The sequence below is a fragment of the Amycolatopsis dongchuanensis genome, from assembly GCF_039542405.1.
Lineage (GTDB): Bacteria > Actinomycetota > Actinomycetes > Mycobacteriales > Pseudonocardiaceae > Amycolatopsis_E > Amycolatopsis_E sacchari.
Map to the genome: position 1 here is coordinate 225,942 of NZ_BAABIB010000045.1, position 16,776 is coordinate 242,717.

A 16,776-nucleotide genomic window follows, 5' to 3' on the forward strand; every position below is an offset into this window, starting at 1 on the left:
CGGTGGGGGGCGGTACGGTTTGGGGGTGCAGAACCAGTTCGGTGGGGAGGCCGAGTCCGTTGTCATGGCACGTGACATCGGGGAGGTGCACTTCCATGAGGTTCGGCGAGGGGCGGCGTTGTGCCAGGTGCCGGTGGTGCCGGCGCACTACACCGACAACGAGCGGCCGCTGGGGGAGCTCGACGAGTGGTTTGCCGCTGGTGGCGGGCCTCGCGTCGCGATCGTGCGTGGGGCGCCCGGGTCGGGGCGCACCACGCTGGTCAACCACTGGGTCGGGCGGCACCGGCACGACTATCCCGACGGGCGGTTCTTCGTGCGGCTCGCGAGCGGGCCCGACGGCGCCGACCGGGAGCGGGCCGCGCTCCGCGAGCTCCTGCTCGCCACCAGCCACCGCCCCGAAGAGATCCCGGCGAGCCTGGACGGACGGGCAGGCTGGTGGCGCTCCTGGACCACGGGCAAGCGCGTCGCCCTCGTCATCGACGACGCGTTGACCGCCTCCCAGGTGCACAGCCTCCTGCCGGGAGAGGGCGCCTCCGCGGTACTGGTCACCGAGGCGGGCCGCCTCACCGGGCTGCTCGCGTCCGCGACTGCCACGCTCGTCGACGTCGACCCGATGGCCGATTCCGCTGCCCGCGAACTCCTCGGCCGGCTCGTGGGCGTGGAGCGGATCGGCGCCGAACCCGAGGCCGTCGACCGGCTGCTCGCGCGCTGCGAGGGTTCGACGATCGCGTTGTGCGTGGTCGGGGCGCTGCTCAAGGAGTTCCCGGACCGGCCCATCGCCCGGCTCGCCGACAAACTCGCGCACGACGAGCGCGTGCTCCGCGAGCTCTCCCGGGACAGCAGCCTGTCGGTCGCCGTGGTGTTCGACGCCGCGTACGAGCGGCTCGGCGAGCAGGCGCGGCGCTGCTACCAGGCGCTGGGCGCACACCCGGGAACCGGTGAGGTCTCCGTCGACGCCGTCGCGGCCGTGCTCGCGGAACCGGCCGACGACGTGTCGGACGCACTGCAGGAACTCGTGCACGCCAGGCTGGTGAGCACGCCCGAGGAAGACCGCTACCTGATGTCCGGGCTGGTGCGGCGGCACGCGCGGACCAAGGCCGTCGACAGCGACCGGGTGCTGCGCGGGTTCGTCCAGCACTACCTGACGCGCACGGTCGCGGCGGCCGCGTTGCTCATGCCGGACCGGGTGTGGCACCGCGCGCTGCTGCCCCGCGTCACCGCGTCCGGCACGGCGTCGTCCGCGGAGCAGTGGCTGGACGTCGAAGGGCAGAACGTCCGTGCCGCGGTCGAGGTCGCCTCGCGGCTCGGCCTGCTCGACGAGGTCTGCCGGTTCGCGGTCGCGTTGTGGCCCTACTACGAGCGGGGTGGCCACACCCAGGACATGGTGGCGGTCAACGAACTCGGCCTCCGCGCCGCCGGAGCGCGCGGCGACGACCTGTGCCGCGCGGTGCTCGGGTTCCAGCTGGGGTTCGCCCACCTGCAACGCGAGGACACCGACCGCGCCATGGCAGTTCTGCGCGAGGCGCAGGATGCCGCCAGGCGCGCCGGTTCGCTCGAGGCCGAAGCCACCGCGGTCGAGTCGCTCGCGCTGGCCCACCTCGCGCGCGGGGACGCCGAAGCGCTCGGCCTGCTGCGCCGCAACGTCGAACTCGCCGCCGCCACCGCTGACCCGCGGCGTCTCGCGCTCGCCCGGCTCCACCTGGCCAAGGCCGTGCCGCCCGCGGAGGCCCTGCCGCTGCTGGACCAGGCGGCGGAGGGACTGCGGACGGAGGAGTACAACCTCGCGAAGATCGACCTGTGGCGCGGCCGCAAACTGCGTGAGGCCGGCCGGCTGACCGAGGCCGCGCAAGCGCTCGACCGGGTCGGGGCCGGCCACCGCGAGCGGGGTGAAGCGCTGGTCGAACAGGCGGAGCTGGCACTGGCGCTGGGCGAAACCGAGCGTGCCGCGGAGAAACTGCGGGAGGCGGAGGAGCTGTTCCGCCGCCACGGGCTCACCGCGCTCGCGCGCTCGGTGGCCGATCGGCCGGTTTGATCAACGTAGTTTCGGCGCGGTAGCGCTGTCCGCCCACCACGACCGTCAGCGGGCCCGGAACCGCCGAGTGCAGGAGTGCGGCCGCGAACGCGGCGACGGGTCCGGTGACCGGGTCGAGCCGGATGAGCGCGCGGTCGGCCGTGCCGACGAGCCAGCTCGTGGCGGTCAGCCGGGCGACGGCGAGCCGGCAGCCCGGCAGGTTCGCCAGCGTCCGTTCGATCCAGTGCTCCGCGTCGCGGGGGCGGTCGTGGACGAGGACGTCGGCGAGGTCGAGCAGCCGGACGTTCGGTTCCTCCGTGTCCACCACGAGGTGCCCGTCGGGGCACGGTGCGTCGGGGTCACGCAGCACCTCCGCGGGGAAGCAGGTGACCGTCGCCTCGTCGTCGCCCCAGCGCACCTGGACGAGCTGGGCGTGTGCCCGGGGCACCCGCACCTCCGGCACGGGCAGGGCGCGGATCTCCGCGGAGTACCGCGGTGGTGCGAGGTCCAGCCAGCGGTAGATGGTTTCGCGCAGCACGGCCGCCGACTTCCCGGGCAGTGACGTCGTGAGCCCGGTGATCTCGGTCAGATCAACGGGTTCCCGGACGGCCCGTTCCAGCTGCGGACCTGGCGGGGCGTGCGGGTCCAGCCGTGGTGCCACCTCCAGCAGCCTGCCGATCGGGGACCGCGGGTCCACGGCGTCCGCCGGGGCGGCGGCGAGCAGCAGCGGTGTGCCGAGCGCGGCGGAGTAGAAGCTGACCGAGCCGTGGTCGCCGATCGTCACGTCCGCGGCGACGAGCGCCGGGCCCCACAGCCGTTCGCTGGGCAGCACGAGCACGCCGGCCCGTGCGCAGTCGGCCAGCCAGCTGTCCACCTGCCAGCGCGAATGCCGTCCGGCGATGTTCGGGTGCAGCGCCACGGCGAGCCGGTAGGTCCCGAGGTCCAGCCCGGCCGCGAGCCGCGAGACCAGGCCGGGATCGCTGCCGTACAACGAGTTCGCGCCCCACGTCGACGACACGAGCACGAGCCGCTGGTGCGGGCGGACGCCCAGTGCCTGCCGGTAGGTCTCCCGCAGTGGGCGGCTCGCGACGAGCCGGTCGAAGCACGGGTCGCCCGCGACGAGTGCGGCGCCGACGGCCTCGGGACAGGCTTCGGCGAGGCGCGTGAGCTGCTCGGCGTGGGAGAGCACGATGACCGACGGCACCGGCCTGCCGCGGTGCAGCAGCCACGGGCTCGACAGCCCGAAGACGCTCCTGGCCCCGTCCGATTCGAGGTACTTGTTGTAGCCCATGCCGTGCGGCACGACCATGAGCGGCGCGGTGATCTCGTGCAGGTCCCCGCCGTAGCTCGCGGCGATCGCGAAGTCCGGCCGCTGCCGCAGCGCCTGCCGCCACGGCAACAGCCGGGTGATCCCGGCACCGGCGAGGAACGTGTCCGTGCCCGCGGTGAACGCGCTCGAACCCGGGCACGTGAACACGGTCTCGACGCGGGGGTCCTCGGCGAACAGCGGGAGGACGTCGAACAGCCGGGTCGCCGCGGTGGTGTTGTGCACCACGGCCAGTACGGTCCGCTCGGCGCGGACGGTGCTCCAGCTGTCGACCGACACGACGGCCCATCCTAGAACGGGGTCACGGCGTCCAGGTGGTGTTGGCGCCGCAGAGGACGATCGCCGGGAGGGCGCCGGGGACCTGACCGGCCAGCCAGGCGGCGAACGGCGTGGCCGCGGCGGGTTCGACGGCCAGGCGGAACTCCTGCCACAGCACGGTTTGCGCGTCGAGGATCTGCTCGTCCGTGACGCGGAGCGCGTGGACCGGGTGGCTGGTCAGGATCCCGAAGGGCACTTCGCCGATCCGGGTCGCGCCGAGCGCAGACGAGGCGACCGAGGTGGTGTCGGCGTCGACGGGGTGGCCCGCTTCCAGTGCCCGGTTCAGGCAGTCGCAGTGCTCCGGTTCCACCGCGACCGTCAGGCGCCCGCCGCCCAGTGCGATCCCGGCCGCGAGACCGCCGCCGCCCACCGAGACCGCGATGGAGTCCACCTCCGGCACGTCCTCGACCAGTTCCGCCGCGACAGTGCCCTGTCCCGCGACGACGACGGGATCGTTGTAGGCCTCGACGTAGCGGGCACCGGTCACCTCGAGGGCCGCGGCGGCCGCCTCCGAGTAGGTGTCGCCGGCGCGGACCAGCTCGGCGCCCGCCGCCTCGATGCGCTCGGCCTTGCCGTCCGGAATGGACTTCGGGGCGTACACGGTCGCGGGCACGCCGAGGATCGAAGCCGCCGTCGCCACGCCGATGCCGTGGTTGCCGCCCGACGCCGTCACCACGCGTTCCGGCAAAGGACCGCTGAGCAGCGCGTTCAACGCACCCCGCAGTTTGAACGAGCCCGTCCGCTGCAGGTGCTCCAGCTTGAGCACCAGCGGCCGCCCGTCGAACTCGGTGCGCAGGACGGGCGTGCGGCGGACGTACGGGCGGATCCGCTCGGCGGCGGCCGAGACCTCGGAGGCGAGCGTGGCTGTCATACCTCCACTCTGCGCGCCGGAAGCCATTAGCGGATAACGCGGTTCGCTAAGCAGACTTCAGCGATACTTACGACGTGCTGCACGCCGAACGACTGCGGATCCTCGTCGAGGTGGCGCACGCCGGTTCGATCGCGACCGCCGCCCGGCGGCTGGGGTTCACGCCGTCGGCGCTGTCCCAGCAGCTCGCGCGGCTGGAGCGCGAGGTCGGCTGTGCGCTGCTGGAACGCCGTCCTACGGGTGCCTCGCTGACCGAGGCGGGGCGGCTGCTGGTGACCCACGGCGAGGTCGTCGCGGGCGAACTGCGTGCCGCCGAGCAGGCGCTGGCGGCGCTGCGCCGTCAGCCGGTCGCGGACCTGGGCATCGGCACGTTCGCCACGGCCGGTCAGGTGCTGCTGCCGCCCGCGATGCGGGCGTTCCGGACTGCCCACCCGGACACGAGGTTGCGCCTGATCGACCTCGAACCGCCGGACGGCTACGACCTGGTGGTGTCGGGGGAGCTGGACCTGTTGATCACGCACCGCTACCCGGGTGTGGCGCTGCCCCCGGTCCGCGGGCTGGCGCGGCAGCCGTTGCTGGCCGACCGGTTGCGGGTCGTGCTGCCCGCCGACCACCGGCTCGCCGGGGCGCCGCGGCTGCGGTTCGAGGACCTCGCGGACGACGACTGGGTGTCCGGCGACGGGAACGCGCCGAGCCGGATCTGCTTCGAGAGCCTGACCGCCGAGACCGGCATCCGGCCGCGGGTGGCGTACGAGACGCGGGACTACGCGGCGATCCTCGCGCTGGTGCGGGCGGGGCTGGGGGTGGCGTTCGTGCCGCAGAGCCTGCTCGGCAGCGCGGCGCGGGACGGCATCGTGGTGCGCGACCTCGACGGGCGGCGGCCCGTGCGGGAGATCTTCACCGTGCACCGCGCCCGCCCTCCCGGGCAGGTGACCACGATGGTCGACCTGCTCCGGGAGGTGGTGCGGAACAGCCGCCCGTAGGGCGTCCGTTGAGGGTGGCGGTGGGGAAGCGGCTGGCCGCTAGCCGACCTCGACGAGGTCCACCACGAAGATCAGGGTCTCGTTGGGCTTGATCACGCCGCCCGCGCCGCGTTCGCCGTAGGCCAGGTGCGGCGGGATGACCAGCTTGCGCCTGCCGCCGACCTTCATGCCCTGCACGCCCCGGTCCCAGCCGGGGATGACGTGCCCCTGCCCCAGCGGGAAGCGCAGCGGCTGCCCGCGGTCCCACGACGCGTCGAACTGCTCGCCGGTCGAGTGCGAGACGCCGACGTAGTGCACGGACACGACCTTGCCCGCGGTGGCCTCCTCGCCGTCGCCGACGCTCACGTCGGTGATCTCCAGGTCCGCGGGCGGCGGGCCGTCGGGGCGGTCCACCTCGGGCTTGCTCAATGCCATGGTCACTCCTCGTTCTCGGCTCGCTGCACCGTATCGACCCGGTGTCCCGATCGCATTTCCAGTGGTCTCTACGCTCAGGGCATGGACTGGTCACTCCGCACGCGTGCGATCGCCGCGGGCCGCCCCGCGGCTCCGGGCGAGCCGTTGAACACCCCGCTCGTCGCGACGAGCACGTACGTCGCGGGTGGCGACTTCACCTACGCGCGCGAGAGCGGCACGCCGACGTGGGTGGCGCTGGAGGAGGCCGTCGGTTCGCTCGAAGGCGGCTACGCCACGGCCTTCGCCTCGGGGATCGGGGCCATCGCGGCGGTGTTCGAGCTGTTCCCGATCGGCGCCGGCGTGGCGGTGCCCACGGTCAGCTACTCCGGCACGCGCGGACTGCTGGAGCACGCCGAAAAGCAGGGCCGCTTCACCGTGCGGCAGCTCGACCCGGAGGACACCGCGGCGTGGCAGGCGGCGGCCGACGAGGTCGACGTGCTGTGGATCGAGTCGCCCACCAACCCGATGCTGCAGCTCATGGACTACGCGGCGCTCACCGGCCGCCGCGCGAAGGTCGTGGTGGACAACACGTTCGCCACCCCGCTCGTGCAGCGGCCGCTGACGGAGGGCGCGGACATCGTCGTGCACAGCGCGACGAAGCTCATCGGCGGCCACAGCGACCTGCTGCTCGGCGTGACGATCGCCAAGGACGAGACGCTCGCGCGGGAGCTGCGCGACGCGCGCACGCGGAACGGGGCGACGCCCGGCGCGCTGGAGGCGTGGCTCGCGCTGCGGGGCCTGCGCACGATGCCGGTCCGGCTCGCGGAGCAGTCCAAGACGGCCGAGTTGCTGGCCGAACGGCTGTCGCAGCACGAAGCGGTGACCCGCGTCCGGTACCCGGGGCAGGGCATGATGATCGCCTTCGAACTGGCCGACGCCGAGGCCGCGGACCGGTTCTGCGCCTCGCTCGAACTGATCGTGCACGCGACGAGCCTCGGCGGGGTGGAGAGCCTCGTCGAGCGGCGGTCGATGTACGCGGCCGAATCCCACCTGCCTGCGGGCTTGATCCGCTTCAGTGTCGGGCTGGAAGATCCAGAGGACCTCTGGCGGGATCTGGAGCGGGCACTCGGCTGAGCTTGGAGCGGTGATGAAAGTCCGGACGCTGGCACTGGCGCTGGCGCTGCTGTTGCCCGCGACCGCGTGCTCGGCGGGCTCCACCGCGTCGGTGAGCGGCGGGCCGGACACCCTTTCGGTCGGGTTCGCCGCCGAACCGCAGAACTTCGACTTCACCCGCACGGACGGGACGGCCATCCCGCAGGCGTTGCTCTACAACGTCTACGAGGGCCTGGTGAAGCTCGACGCGAACGGCGCGATCGTGCCGCTGCTCGCGAAGTCCTGGACGATCAGCCCCGACCGGAAGACGTACGACTTCGAGCTGAGGCCGGACGTGCGGTTCAGCGACGGGGCGCCGTTCACCGCCTCGGACGTGAAGTTCTCCGTCGAACGCGTCAAGACCGACTGGTCCATCTCGATCAAGTCCAAAATGGACGTCGTGGACCACGTCGAGGTCGTGGACCCGCTGCACGCGCGCGTCGTGCTCAAGAAACCGAGCAACGGCTGGCTGTTCGACATGACCGGGCGCGTCGGCGCGATGTTCAGCCCGACCGGGGTCGCGGACCTGGCGAACAAACCCGTCGGCACCGGGCCGTACGTGGTCGCCGAGCGGCGCCGCGGTGATTCGATCGTGCTGCGGGAGAACCCGGGCTACTGGGGCGCGAAACCGGCGTACCGGACCGTCGTGCTGAAGTACATCAAGGACCCGACTGCGCTGAACAACGCGTTGCTCAGCAACGGGATCGACGTGATCTCCACGATCACGGCACCCGACTCGATCCCGCAGTTCGAGGCCGACACGCGGTTCACCGTCCTGCAGGGCACCACGAACGGCGAGGTCGTGCTGTCGTTCAACGGCACCCGCGCCCCGCTGAACGACGTCCGCGTGCGCCGCGCGCTCACGCTCGCGATCGACCGGAAGGCCTTGCTCGACACGGCGTGGGCCGGCCGGGGCACGCTGATCGGCAGCATGGTGCCGCCCACCGACCCCTGGTACGAGGACCTGTCGACGTACTACCCGTACCGCCCGGACGAGGCGAAGGCGCTCCTCGCGCAGGCCGGGCAGCCGAACCTCTCGCTGCGGCTGCGGATCCCGAACCTGCCGTACGCGGTGTCGGCCGCGCAGGTGGTGCAGTCGGACCTGGCGGAGGTCGGCGTCAAGGTGTCCATCGAGCCGCTCGACTTCCCCGCGGTGTGGCTGAAGCAGGTGTTCACCGACCACGACTTCGACCTGTCGATCGTGCAGCACGTGGAGGCGCGGGACATCACGACGTTCGGGAACCCGAAGTACTACTGGGGTTACGACAGCCCCGAGGTCCGGCGGCTGCTGGCCGAGGCCGACGCGGGCACCCCGCAGCAGCAGGTGGACGACATGAAGCGCGTCGCGCGCACGATCACCACCGATGCCGCGGCCGACTGGCTGTTCCTGTTCCCGAACGTCGTGGTGGCGAAGAAGAAGGTGACCGGGCTGGCGCCGAACCAGGTCAGCGAGTCCTTCGACCTCACGGGTCTGGGGCGCGCATGACCGCGTTGCTGCGCCGGACGGCGATCCTCCTGGTAAGCGCTTTCATCGCGTCGATCGTGGTGTTCGCGTTCCTCGCCGTGCTGCCCGGTGACCCCGCGCAGGTCGCGCTCGGCGTGAACGCGACGCCGGAACTGCTGGCGCAGACGCGGCACGCCTTCGGGCTCGACCGGCCGCTCGTCACGCAGTACTTCAGCTGGCTGGGCGGGGTGCTGCACGGGGATTTCGGGCGCTCCTACGTCACCGGTGAGGCGATCGGGCCGCAGCTGGCCGACCGGCTCGGCGTGACGTTGTGGCTGGTCGGCGCGGGCATGCTCGTGGCGCTGGTGCTGGCGGTGCCGTTCGGCACGCTGGCCGCGACGTGGCACCGCCGGGCGTCCGGCGCGGCGATCTCCGGGGTGTCCCAGCTGGGTGTCGCGGTGCCCGCGTTCCTCGCCGGGATCCTGCTGGTGCAGGTGTTCGCGGTGCGGTTGCGGTGGCTGCCGTCGGGCGGCTGGACGCCACCGGACCAGGACGCCGGCGAGTTCCTGCGCGGGCTCGTGCTGCCCGCGCTTTCGCTCGGGCTCGTGCAGGGCGCCGTGCTCACGCGTTACGTCCGTTCGGCGGTGCTGGACACGCTCGGCCAGGACTACCTGCGCACGGCGCGGTCCAAGGGGCTGCGGCCGTATCCCGCGTTGCTGCGGCACGGGTTGCGCAACGCGGCGGTGCCGGTCGTGACGGTGCTGGGGTTGCAGCTGACGACGTTGCTCATCGGCGCGGTCGTGGTCGAGCGGGTGTTCGTGCTGCCGGGGCTGGGCAGCATGCTGCTGGACGCGGTGTCGTCGCGTGACCTGCTGACGGTGCAGGGGATCGTGCTGGTCCTGGTGGTGCTGGTGCTGCTGGTGAACTACCTGGTGGACGTGCTGTACGTGCTCATCGACCCGAGGTTGCGGGTGAGGCGGTGAACCGGAACCTGTGGGCGGGCTCGGTGCTCGTCGGGCTGGTCGTGCTGGCGGCGCTGGTGTCGTTCGTGTGGACGCCGCACGATCCGCTGCAGGTCGACGCGGCCGTCCGGCTGTCGGGGCCGAGCGCCGACTTTTGGCTCGGTACCGACAAATTCGGCCGGGACGTGTTCTCGCAGCTCATGGTCGGGGCACGCACCACGCTGTACGTCGGGGTGATCGCGGTCGGCGTCGCGGCGGTGGTCGGGACGCCGCTGGGCATCCTCGCCGGGATGTCGCGGCGGTGGCTCGGCGAGTTCGTGATGCGCGTCAACGACCTCGTGCTCGCGTTCCCCGCATTGCTGCTGGCGATCATGTTCGGCGCGGTGTTCGGGGCGAGCACGGTGACCGCCATGATCGCCATCGGTTTCGCCACGATCCCGTCGTTCGCGCGGATCGCGCGCTCGGGGACCTTGCAGGTGATGAGCACCGAGTACGTGCTCGCGGCGCGGTCAGCGGGGCGGTCGCGGCCGTTCGTCGCGCGGCGGCACGTGCTGCCGAACATCGCGGGGCTGGTGATCGTGCAGTGCTCGGTGTCGTTCGCGATCGCCGTGCTGGCCGAGGCGGCGTTGTCGTTCCTCGGGTTCGGCACGCGCCCGCCGACGCCGTCGTGGGGGCGCATGCTGCAGGAGTCGCAGGAACTGCTGGCGGTGCAGCCGCGGCTGGCACTCGTGCCGGGGATCGCGATCGCCATCGCCGTGCTCGGGTTCAACCTGCTCGGCGACGGGCTGCGTGACCGCTTCGACCCACGACTGGAGCGCCGATGATCACCGTCGATGGGCTTTCCGTCTTCGCCGGGGACAAGGCGCTGGTGCGGAACGTGTCGTTCGAGGTCGGCGCGGGTGAACGGGTGGGGCTCATCGGCGAGTCGGGCTCGGGCAAGTCCCTCACCGCGTCCGCGGTCATGGGCCTGCTGCCGGAGGAGCTGCACGCGACGGGCTCGGTGGTGTTCCACGGGAAACAATTGCTGTCGGCGAGCGAGCGCGAGCTGTCGCGGCTGCGGGGGAACGACCTGGCCATGGTGTTCCAGGAGCCGATGTCGGCGCTCAACCCGCTGATGCGCGTGGGCCGTCAGGTCGCGGAGTCGATAAAGCTGCACAACCGCGGAGCGCCCGCGCGGGAGACCGCTCAACGGCTGCTCGAGTCGGTGGGTCTGCCCGACGTCTTCCGCGCGTATCCGCACCAGCTGTCCGGCGGGCAGCGGCAACGCGTGGTGCTCGCGATCGCGCTGGCGAACGACCCGGCGTTGCTGATCTGCGACGAGCCGACGACCGCCCTCGACGTCACCGTGCAGGCGCAGGTGCTCGACCTGATCCTCGCCGGCGTCGCGGAGCGGTCGAGCGCGCTGCTGTTCATCACGCACGACCTCGCCGTCGTGGCCCGCGTCTGCGAACGGCTGCTGGTGATGCTCGACGGGGAGATCGTCGAGGAGGGCACCACGCGGCAGGTGCTGACGGAACCGCGGCACGAGTACACGCGGAAGCTCCTCGCGGCGAGCGACCTGGAGGCGGCGTGATCGAGTTGCGTGACGTGCACCGGCGGTACCAGCGGGTGCACGCGCTGCGCGGGGTTTCGCTGACCGTCGAAGCGGGGCAGCGGTTCGGGATCGTCGGCGAGTCCGGCTCCGGCAAGTCGACGCTGGTGCGCCTGCTCGCCGGACTAGACCGGCCGACGTCCGGTGAGATCTCCTTCCAGGGCAAGCGGATCGACGACCTGCCCGAACGCAGGCTGGGGTTCCTGCGGTCGAAGTTGCAGGTGGTCTTCCAGGACCCGATGGGTTCGCTCGATCCACGGATGCGCGTCCGCGACATCATCAGCGAACCGCTCGGCCGCACGGACCGGGCCCGCGTGGCGGAAATGCTCGCCGCGGTCGGCCTGCCCGCCGACAGCGGCGACCGCTACCCGCACCAGTTCTCCGGCGGACAACGGCAGCGCATCTCGATCGCCCGCGCGCTCGCGCCCCGGCCGAGCGTCCTCGTCGCCGACGAACCGGTGAGCGCGCTGGACGTGTCCGTGCGCAAGCAGATCCTCGACCTGCTCGCGGACCTCGTCGCCCGCTTCGACCTGACGCTCGTGTTCGTCTCGCACGACCTCGGTGTGGTACGCCGGATCTGTGACACGGTCGCGGTGATGCGGCACGGGGAGATCGTGGAGCGGGGCGAGGTCGCCACCGTCTACTCCGCGCCCCGGCACCCGTACACGCGGGAGCTCATCGCGGCCGCGCCGAACCTGCACGCGGAACTGGAGCGGCTGAGAGGGCGATGATGTTCGAGAGCGCGGTCGACCTGCTGGCGCACTACCGGGCGGGCACCCTGTCCCCGGTCGAAGTGACCGAAGCGGTGCTGGCCAGGATCGACCGCCTCGAACCGCGGTTGCACGCCCTGTACGCCTACGAACCCGAGCAGGCCCGCGCGGCGGCGAAGGAGTCGGAACAGCGGTGGCGTTCGGGGCGGGCGGCCGCGCTCGACGGGATTCCGTTGACGCTCAAGGAGAACATCGCCACCCGCGGCACCCCCGTTCCGCTCGGCACCGCCGCCACCGAACTGGTCCCCGCGGCCGAGGACGCTCCCGCGGCGGCCCGCGTCCGGGAGGCCGGTGGCGTGTTGCTGGCGAAGACCACCATGCCGGACTTCGGGATGTTGACATCCGGACTTTCGAGCTTCCACACCCCGACCCGCAACCCGTGGGACCTCGACCGCACGCCGGGCGGGTCGAGCGCGGGCGCGGCGGCGGCCGCGGCGGCGGGGTACGGCCCGCTGCACGTCGGCACGGACATCGGCGGCTCGATCCGGTTGCCCGCGGGGTGGTGCGGGCTCGTCGGGTTCAAGCCGAGCTTCGGGCGCGTGCCCGTCGACCCGCCGTTCCTGGGGCGCGTGGCCGGTCCGCTCACCCGCACGGTCGCGGACACGGCGTTGCTGATGGGTGTGCTGTCGCGGCCGGATGCGCGTGACCACCTGAGCCTGCCGCCCGCCGAACTGCCGTGGACGGACCTGGCCTGCGAGGTCAAGGGCCTGCGGATCGGGCTGCAGCTGGAGCCGGGCGCGGGGCTGGCGGTGGAGCCGGAAATCCGGGCGGCGGTCGTCGAAGCCGCGCGGCTGCTGGAGTCGGCGGGTGCGGTCGTCGAGCCGCTGGAACCGTTCCTGACCCGCGAAATGCTCGACGGGCTCGACACGTTCTGGCGGGTTCGCGCCTGGTGCGACCTCACCGCTCTGCCGGAGGAGCGGCAGGCGAAGGTGCTGCCCTACATCGCGGAGTGGGCACGCGGCGGGGCGGACGTTTCCGGTGTCGCGGCCTACCGCGGCTTCTCGCAGATCGACGCGATGAGCGTCGCCGCGCTGCGGGCCACCGAGGTCTTCGATTTCGTGCTGTCCCCGACGTGCCCGGTGTCCCCGCCGCCCGCGGACTGGGCATCCCCGACCAACGACCCGCGACGCCCGTTCGAACACATTCCGTTCACGGTGCCCTACAACATGTCAGGACAACCGGCGGTGTCGCTGAACTGCGGATACACCTCGGAGGGCCTGCCGATCGGCCTGCAGCTGGCCGGACGGCGCTTCGACGACGTCGGCGTGCTCCGCCTCGCTGCAGCATTCGAAGGAATTCGCGGACCGCAACGCTCCGCCCAGGTGTAATCGGCGGCGGAAATTGAGACCATCGTCGGTATGCGCATGGTCTACACCGGAGCTGACGAAGAGGACTTCGTCGACGCCCGCCAGCGCCTGCTCGTCGAGCTCGACGCGTGGTCGCAGATGCGGCAGCGGGTGGTCGACCCCGTGGTCGCCGGTGCCCTGCTCGACTACCGGTTCGAGCGGGACGGGCTGCTCGGCCGGTGGACCCGCGAGGTGCTGCGTGGCGCGCTGCTGACGTGGTTCCCGCGCAAGGTCGTGCTGCTCGACCCGCACTCGTCGGCGGTGCTGTCGACGATCGAGGCGCTGCTGGACTTCTTCGACGACGCCGACCTGTTCGACGACCGCAGCGACCCGCCCGAGGTGCTGCGGGTCTTCCTGCGCGGGGTCGCGGACCGCTTCGACGAGGCGATGCGCGAGCCGGCGAACTTCGGTCTCGCGAAGTTCTGGGCGGTCGTGATGGCCGAGCACGGCGTCGACCCGCTGGACGAGTTCGAGGCGCAGGAGTTCATCGACCGGGTGCAGCAGGGGGAGGTCGAGGTCGACCAGGACCTGCTGCACGAGATCGCGTACCGGCACTACGAGGGTGACGCCGAGGTCGAGCCGCTGGAGCCGACGCCGGTGCTGGCGCTGGCGTCCGAAGAGGAACTGGCGGCCGACGCGGCGGAAACCCGGGTGGTGCGGCGCCTGCGCCGCTTCGTCGACTGGGTCGGCGACGGGCGCGAGCTGGCCGCGAAGGGCAGGCTCGCCGAGCCCGACGCCCGAGACCTCGCCGAGCGGCTGGACGAACCCGACCCGGGAGACCTGGTCTCGCTGGCGAAGACCGCCGGCGTCGTCCGGGTGCTCAAGGGCAGGCTGGTCCGGGTGAAGCGGGCCGCGCCGCTGCTCGCCGATCCGCTGGCGCTGTGGCGGGTGGCGGTGCCGCACGTCATCGCGGGCTACGGCGGTCCGGTCCGCCGCGCCGCCGACCGGCACCTGGCCTACGAACTGCTCGAATCCATCCAGGCCGACAACGACTGCGCCACGGTCCCCATGCTCGTGGAGATCCTCGACGACCTCGGCGAGCTGAGCTGGCGCTGCGCCGACGCCGGCCCGGTGCTGCGGGTGCTGGACCGGCTCGCGGAGTTCGGCCTGGTGGAGCTGTTCCCGGCGACCGAGGAGCACTACGAGGACCTGCTCGACTTCGCCGGGGTGGACTCGGTGGACGACGTGCCCGAGGAGGAACGGCAGGTCGTGCGGATGCGCCCGCTCGGCACGCGCGTGATGTACGACGCCAGGGTCCGCGCCGGTATCCCGACGCTCACCCTCGACGACCTCGCGAGCGAGACGGCGGAGGTGTTCCTCGCCCGGGTCGGTCCGCTGTCGCAGGAGGCGTTCGAGGAGGGCGCGCGGCGGTGGTTGCGGGCGCGGGCGCCCGAGCGGGCGATCGCGGAGCTGACCGAGCTGGCCGCCCGCACGGACGACTTCGGGCACCGGATGCTCGCGTTCCAGCTGCTCGCCGAGTACGGCGAGGACGGCGTGGGGGCGATCTCCTCGCTGCGCGACCACTCCGCGGCGGGCCCCGCGGCGCTGAGCTGGCTGCTCGACGCCGGGCTGATCGACGCGAGCGAGGTCAGCGGCCGCGAACGCACCTACACGATGGTCGACGTCCTCGCCGCGGGCATCCGCTCGGCGGGCCGCAAGAAGGCGCTGGAGGAGTTCGCCGCGCAACCCCGCCCGGCGCAACTGCTGTTCCTCGCGGACGCGACGATCTGCGGCCACCCGCGCACGCGCGAGGTGCTGGAGTCGATGGTCGTCGCGCACCCGGACCGCATGGTGTCCAACGCGGCCCGCAAGGCGCTGGACTGGCTCCACGAGCCGGGCTGCTGAAGGTCAGGGCTCCAGCGCGGCCGCGAGCGCGAGCACCCGCCGTGCCTCGTCGACGTGCAGGTTCTCCACCATGCGGCCGTCGACCGTCACCACGCCGCGGCCCGCCGCCTCGGCTTCGTCGAACGCCTCGATGATCCGGCGCGCCCGCTCGACCTCCTCCGGAGACGGGGCGAAGATCCGGTTGCACGGCTCGATCTGCGACGGGTGGATCAGCGTCTTACCGTCGAAGCCGAACTGCCTGCCCTGCCGGCACTCCGCCTCGAAACCCTCGGCGTCCCGCACGTCGTTGTAGACGCCGTCGAGGATGACCTTCCCCGTGGCGCGCGCGGCGAGCAGGCACAGCGACAGGCTGCCCAGCAGCGGCGCCCGGCCCGGCACGGACTCCGCGTGCAGCTCCTTCGCCAGGTCGTTCGTCCCCAGCACCAGCACGGTCAGCCGGTCGCTCGCCGCCGCGATCTCCTCCGCGTGCAGCACGGCGACGGGCGTCTCCAGCATCGCCCAGATCGCCGTGCGGTCCGGCGCTCCGGCACGCGCCAGCGCCTTCTCGACGTCGTGCACGTCGCGTGCCGAGTTCACCTTGGGCACGACCACCGCCGCCGGACCGGCCTGCGCGGCGGCCCGCAGATCCGCGTCGTGCCAGGCGGTGTCCAGGCCGTTCACGCGGATCGCCACCTCGCGCCTGCCGTAGTCGCCGGACGCGGCGGCGGCACACACGCGCTCGCGCGCGGCGTCCTTCGCGTCCGGGGCGACGGCGTCCTCCAGGTCCAGGACGACCCCGTCGGCGGGCAGCGTCTTCGCCTTCTCCAGTGCCCGCTCGTTCGCGCCCGGCATGTACAGCACGGACCGCCGCGGTTTCAGCTCGGTCATGCCAGCACCCTAATGGGCTCTGACACGCGCAAATCCTCTGAGTAGCACCGTTCGGCCTGCCGTCACCCGTTTAGTCGCAGGGTCGGACTGAAGTCCGATGACCGCTCATCGACCGGCCACCGACCGTCGGGCGCCGCCGATCGCAGCTGGTCCGCCAACCCGAAGACCCGCGGGCCGCGCACTGGTACTCAATTCATGTGCCAGTTTTCACGAGGGGGAACGGCACGCAGGACCAAGCAGGCAAAAGGAGGCGGACTCGTGGCGGTTACACCAGGGCACACCGGGGATGCGGTGGTGGCCGGCGGAACCCGGTCTTTTCCCACCCGCGTGGTGCCGCCGGTCGAGCTGCCGGCGAGCACTTCGTACCTCGCGGGCGCGGCCGCCGCGCAGCTGGGCTGGAAGGGCGTCGTGCTGCCCGAGGTGACCATCCTCGGCCGCCGGGTGTGCGTGGTCGCACGCCTGCGCACCGACGTGCACGCCGAGCGCATCGCCTGCGGCATCGGCCCGGTCGCCGACCGCACCACCGTCGCGACGTGGACCTGGCCCGAGTTCGCGCCGACCGCGCCCCCGCCCGCCGCCGACATCGTCGGGGTGCTGTCGGTGGCCCGCCACTGGCGCACGGGCATGGCCGCGACGGTGCCGTTCGCCCGCTACGGCGAGGCCGCGATGGTGCTGCCGTCCTCGGCGGTGCTGAGCAAGGACTACGTGGACAACTGCCTGCCGCGGGCCCGCTCCTACGGCCTGTCCGTCGTGTCCGCCGACGCCGACGCCACGGTGGCGCTCGACCTGTCGGGTCGCCGCGAGCAGCCGCTGCTGCCGCAGGACCCGGTGTCGCGCTGGATCAACGAGATGGTCTACGAGCAGCTGCTCGCCTCCTACGACCTGCCGGTGGCCTGAGC

15 protein-coding genes are annotated in these 16,776 nt (G+C 72.3%); 11 read left to right on the forward strand and 4 right to left on the reverse strand.

Going from position 1 to position 16,776, the window contains the following annotated elements:
* Positions 1–25 precede the first annotated feature (25 nt).
* On the forward strand, positions 26–2,032 hold the full coding sequence (locus ABFX51_RS09395) for a hypothetical protein (RefSeq protein ID WP_346053434.1): 2,007 nt from the start codon (positions 26–28) through the stop codon (positions 2,030–2,032).
* Here ABFX51_RS09395 and ABFX51_RS09400 read toward each other — a convergent pair.
* Positions 1,992–3,617 carry a hypothetical protein gene (locus ABFX51_RS09400; RefSeq protein ID WP_091506764.1) on the reverse strand — a complete coding sequence of 542 codons (1,626 nt, stop codon included), beginning with the start codon at positions 3,615–3,617 and terminating at the stop codon, positions 1,992–1,994. The genes ABFX51_RS09395 and ABFX51_RS09400 overlap by 41 nt on opposite strands.
* Positions 3,618–3,639: 22 nt before the next feature.
* Complete coding sequence (locus ABFX51_RS09405; protein WP_091506766.1) at positions 3,640–4,527, reverse strand: serine/threonine dehydratase; 888 nt, start codon at positions 4,525–4,527, stop codon at positions 3,640–3,642.
* Positions 4,528–4,601: 74 nt separating this feature from the next.
* On the opposite strand from ABFX51_RS09405, the gene ABFX51_RS09410 reads away from it, so the two are divergent.
* Complete coding sequence (locus ABFX51_RS09410) at positions 4,602–5,507, forward strand: LysR family transcriptional regulator (protein ID WP_091506769.1); 906 nt, start codon at positions 4,602–4,604, stop codon at positions 5,505–5,507.
* Between the two features lie 39 nt (positions 5,508–5,546).
* On the opposite strand, the gene ABFX51_RS09415 is transcribed toward ABFX51_RS09410, so the two are convergent.
* Entirely contained in the window at positions 5,547–5,921 is a 375-nt protein-coding gene (locus ABFX51_RS09415; RefSeq protein ID WP_091506771.1) for an FKBP-type peptidyl-prolyl cis-trans isomerase, read from the reverse strand.
* 81 nt (positions 5,922–6,002) lie between these two features.
* Here ABFX51_RS09415 and ABFX51_RS09420 point away from each other — a divergent pair, with 81 nt between their 5' ends.
* The 8 genes from ABFX51_RS09420 to ABFX51_RS09455 are packed head-to-tail and all read left to right on the forward strand — an operon-like array spanning position 6,003 to position 15,010.
* Positions 6,003–7,034 (forward strand): trans-sulfuration enzyme family protein, encoded by a 1,032-nt coding sequence (locus ABFX51_RS09420; protein ID WP_346053437.1) that lies wholly within the window; start codon positions 6,003–6,005, stop codon positions 7,032–7,034.
* 13 nt (positions 7,035–7,047) lie between these two features.
* Complete coding sequence (locus tag ABFX51_RS09425) at positions 7,048–8,538, forward strand: ABC transporter substrate-binding protein (RefSeq protein WP_346053439.1); 1,491 nt, start codon at positions 7,048–7,050, stop codon at positions 8,536–8,538.
* Entirely contained in the window at positions 8,535–9,479 is a 945-nt protein-coding gene (locus ABFX51_RS09430) for an ABC transporter permease (protein WP_091506776.1), read from the forward strand. Before ABFX51_RS09425 ends, ABFX51_RS09430 begins: the two co-directional genes overlap by 4 nt.
* Positions 9,476–10,282, forward strand: a complete 807-nt coding sequence (locus ABFX51_RS09435; protein WP_091506777.1) for an ABC transporter permease — start codon at positions 9,476–9,478, stop codon at positions 10,280–10,282. Before ABFX51_RS09430 ends, ABFX51_RS09435 begins: the two co-directional genes overlap by 4 nt.
* On the forward strand, positions 10,279–11,031 hold the full coding sequence (locus tag ABFX51_RS09440; RefSeq protein WP_346053442.1) for an ATP-binding cassette domain-containing protein: 753 nt from the start codon (positions 10,279–10,281) through the stop codon (positions 11,029–11,031). Before ABFX51_RS09435 ends, ABFX51_RS09440 begins: the two co-directional genes overlap by 4 nt.
* The gene (locus tag ABFX51_RS09445; protein WP_346053444.1) at positions 11,028–11,780 is read left to right on the forward strand and encodes an ABC transporter ATP-binding protein; all 753 of its coding nucleotides are present in this window, start codon (positions 11,028–11,030) and stop codon (positions 11,778–11,780) included. Before ABFX51_RS09440 ends, ABFX51_RS09445 begins: the two co-directional genes overlap by 4 nt.
* Positions 11,777–13,147, forward strand: coding sequence for an amidase (locus tag ABFX51_RS09450; protein WP_346053446.1), 1,371 nt, complete (start codon positions 11,777–11,779; stop codon positions 13,145–13,147). The genes ABFX51_RS09445 and ABFX51_RS09450 overlap by 4 nt, the downstream gene beginning before the upstream one ends.
* Before the next feature lie 30 nt (positions 13,148–13,177).
* Positions 13,178–15,010 (forward strand): hypothetical protein, encoded by a 1,833-nt coding sequence (locus ABFX51_RS09455; protein WP_091506788.1) that lies wholly within the window; start codon positions 13,178–13,180, stop codon positions 15,008–15,010.
* Between the two features lie 3 nt (positions 15,011–15,013).
* Here ABFX51_RS09455 and ABFX51_RS09460 read toward each other — a convergent pair whose 3' ends face one another.
* Positions 15,014–15,877 (reverse strand): HpcH/HpaI aldolase/citrate lyase family protein, encoded by an 864-nt coding sequence (locus tag ABFX51_RS09460; protein ID WP_091506791.1) that lies wholly within the window; start codon positions 15,875–15,877, stop codon positions 15,014–15,016.
* A 258-nt stretch (positions 15,878–16,135) separates the two neighbouring features.
* Between ABFX51_RS09460 and ABFX51_RS09465 the strand changes: the two genes are divergently transcribed.
* Complete coding sequence (locus tag ABFX51_RS09465; protein WP_346053449.1) at positions 16,136–16,774, forward strand: hypothetical protein; 639 nt, start codon at positions 16,136–16,138, stop codon at positions 16,772–16,774.
* Positions 16,775–16,776: the final 2 nt, after the last annotated feature.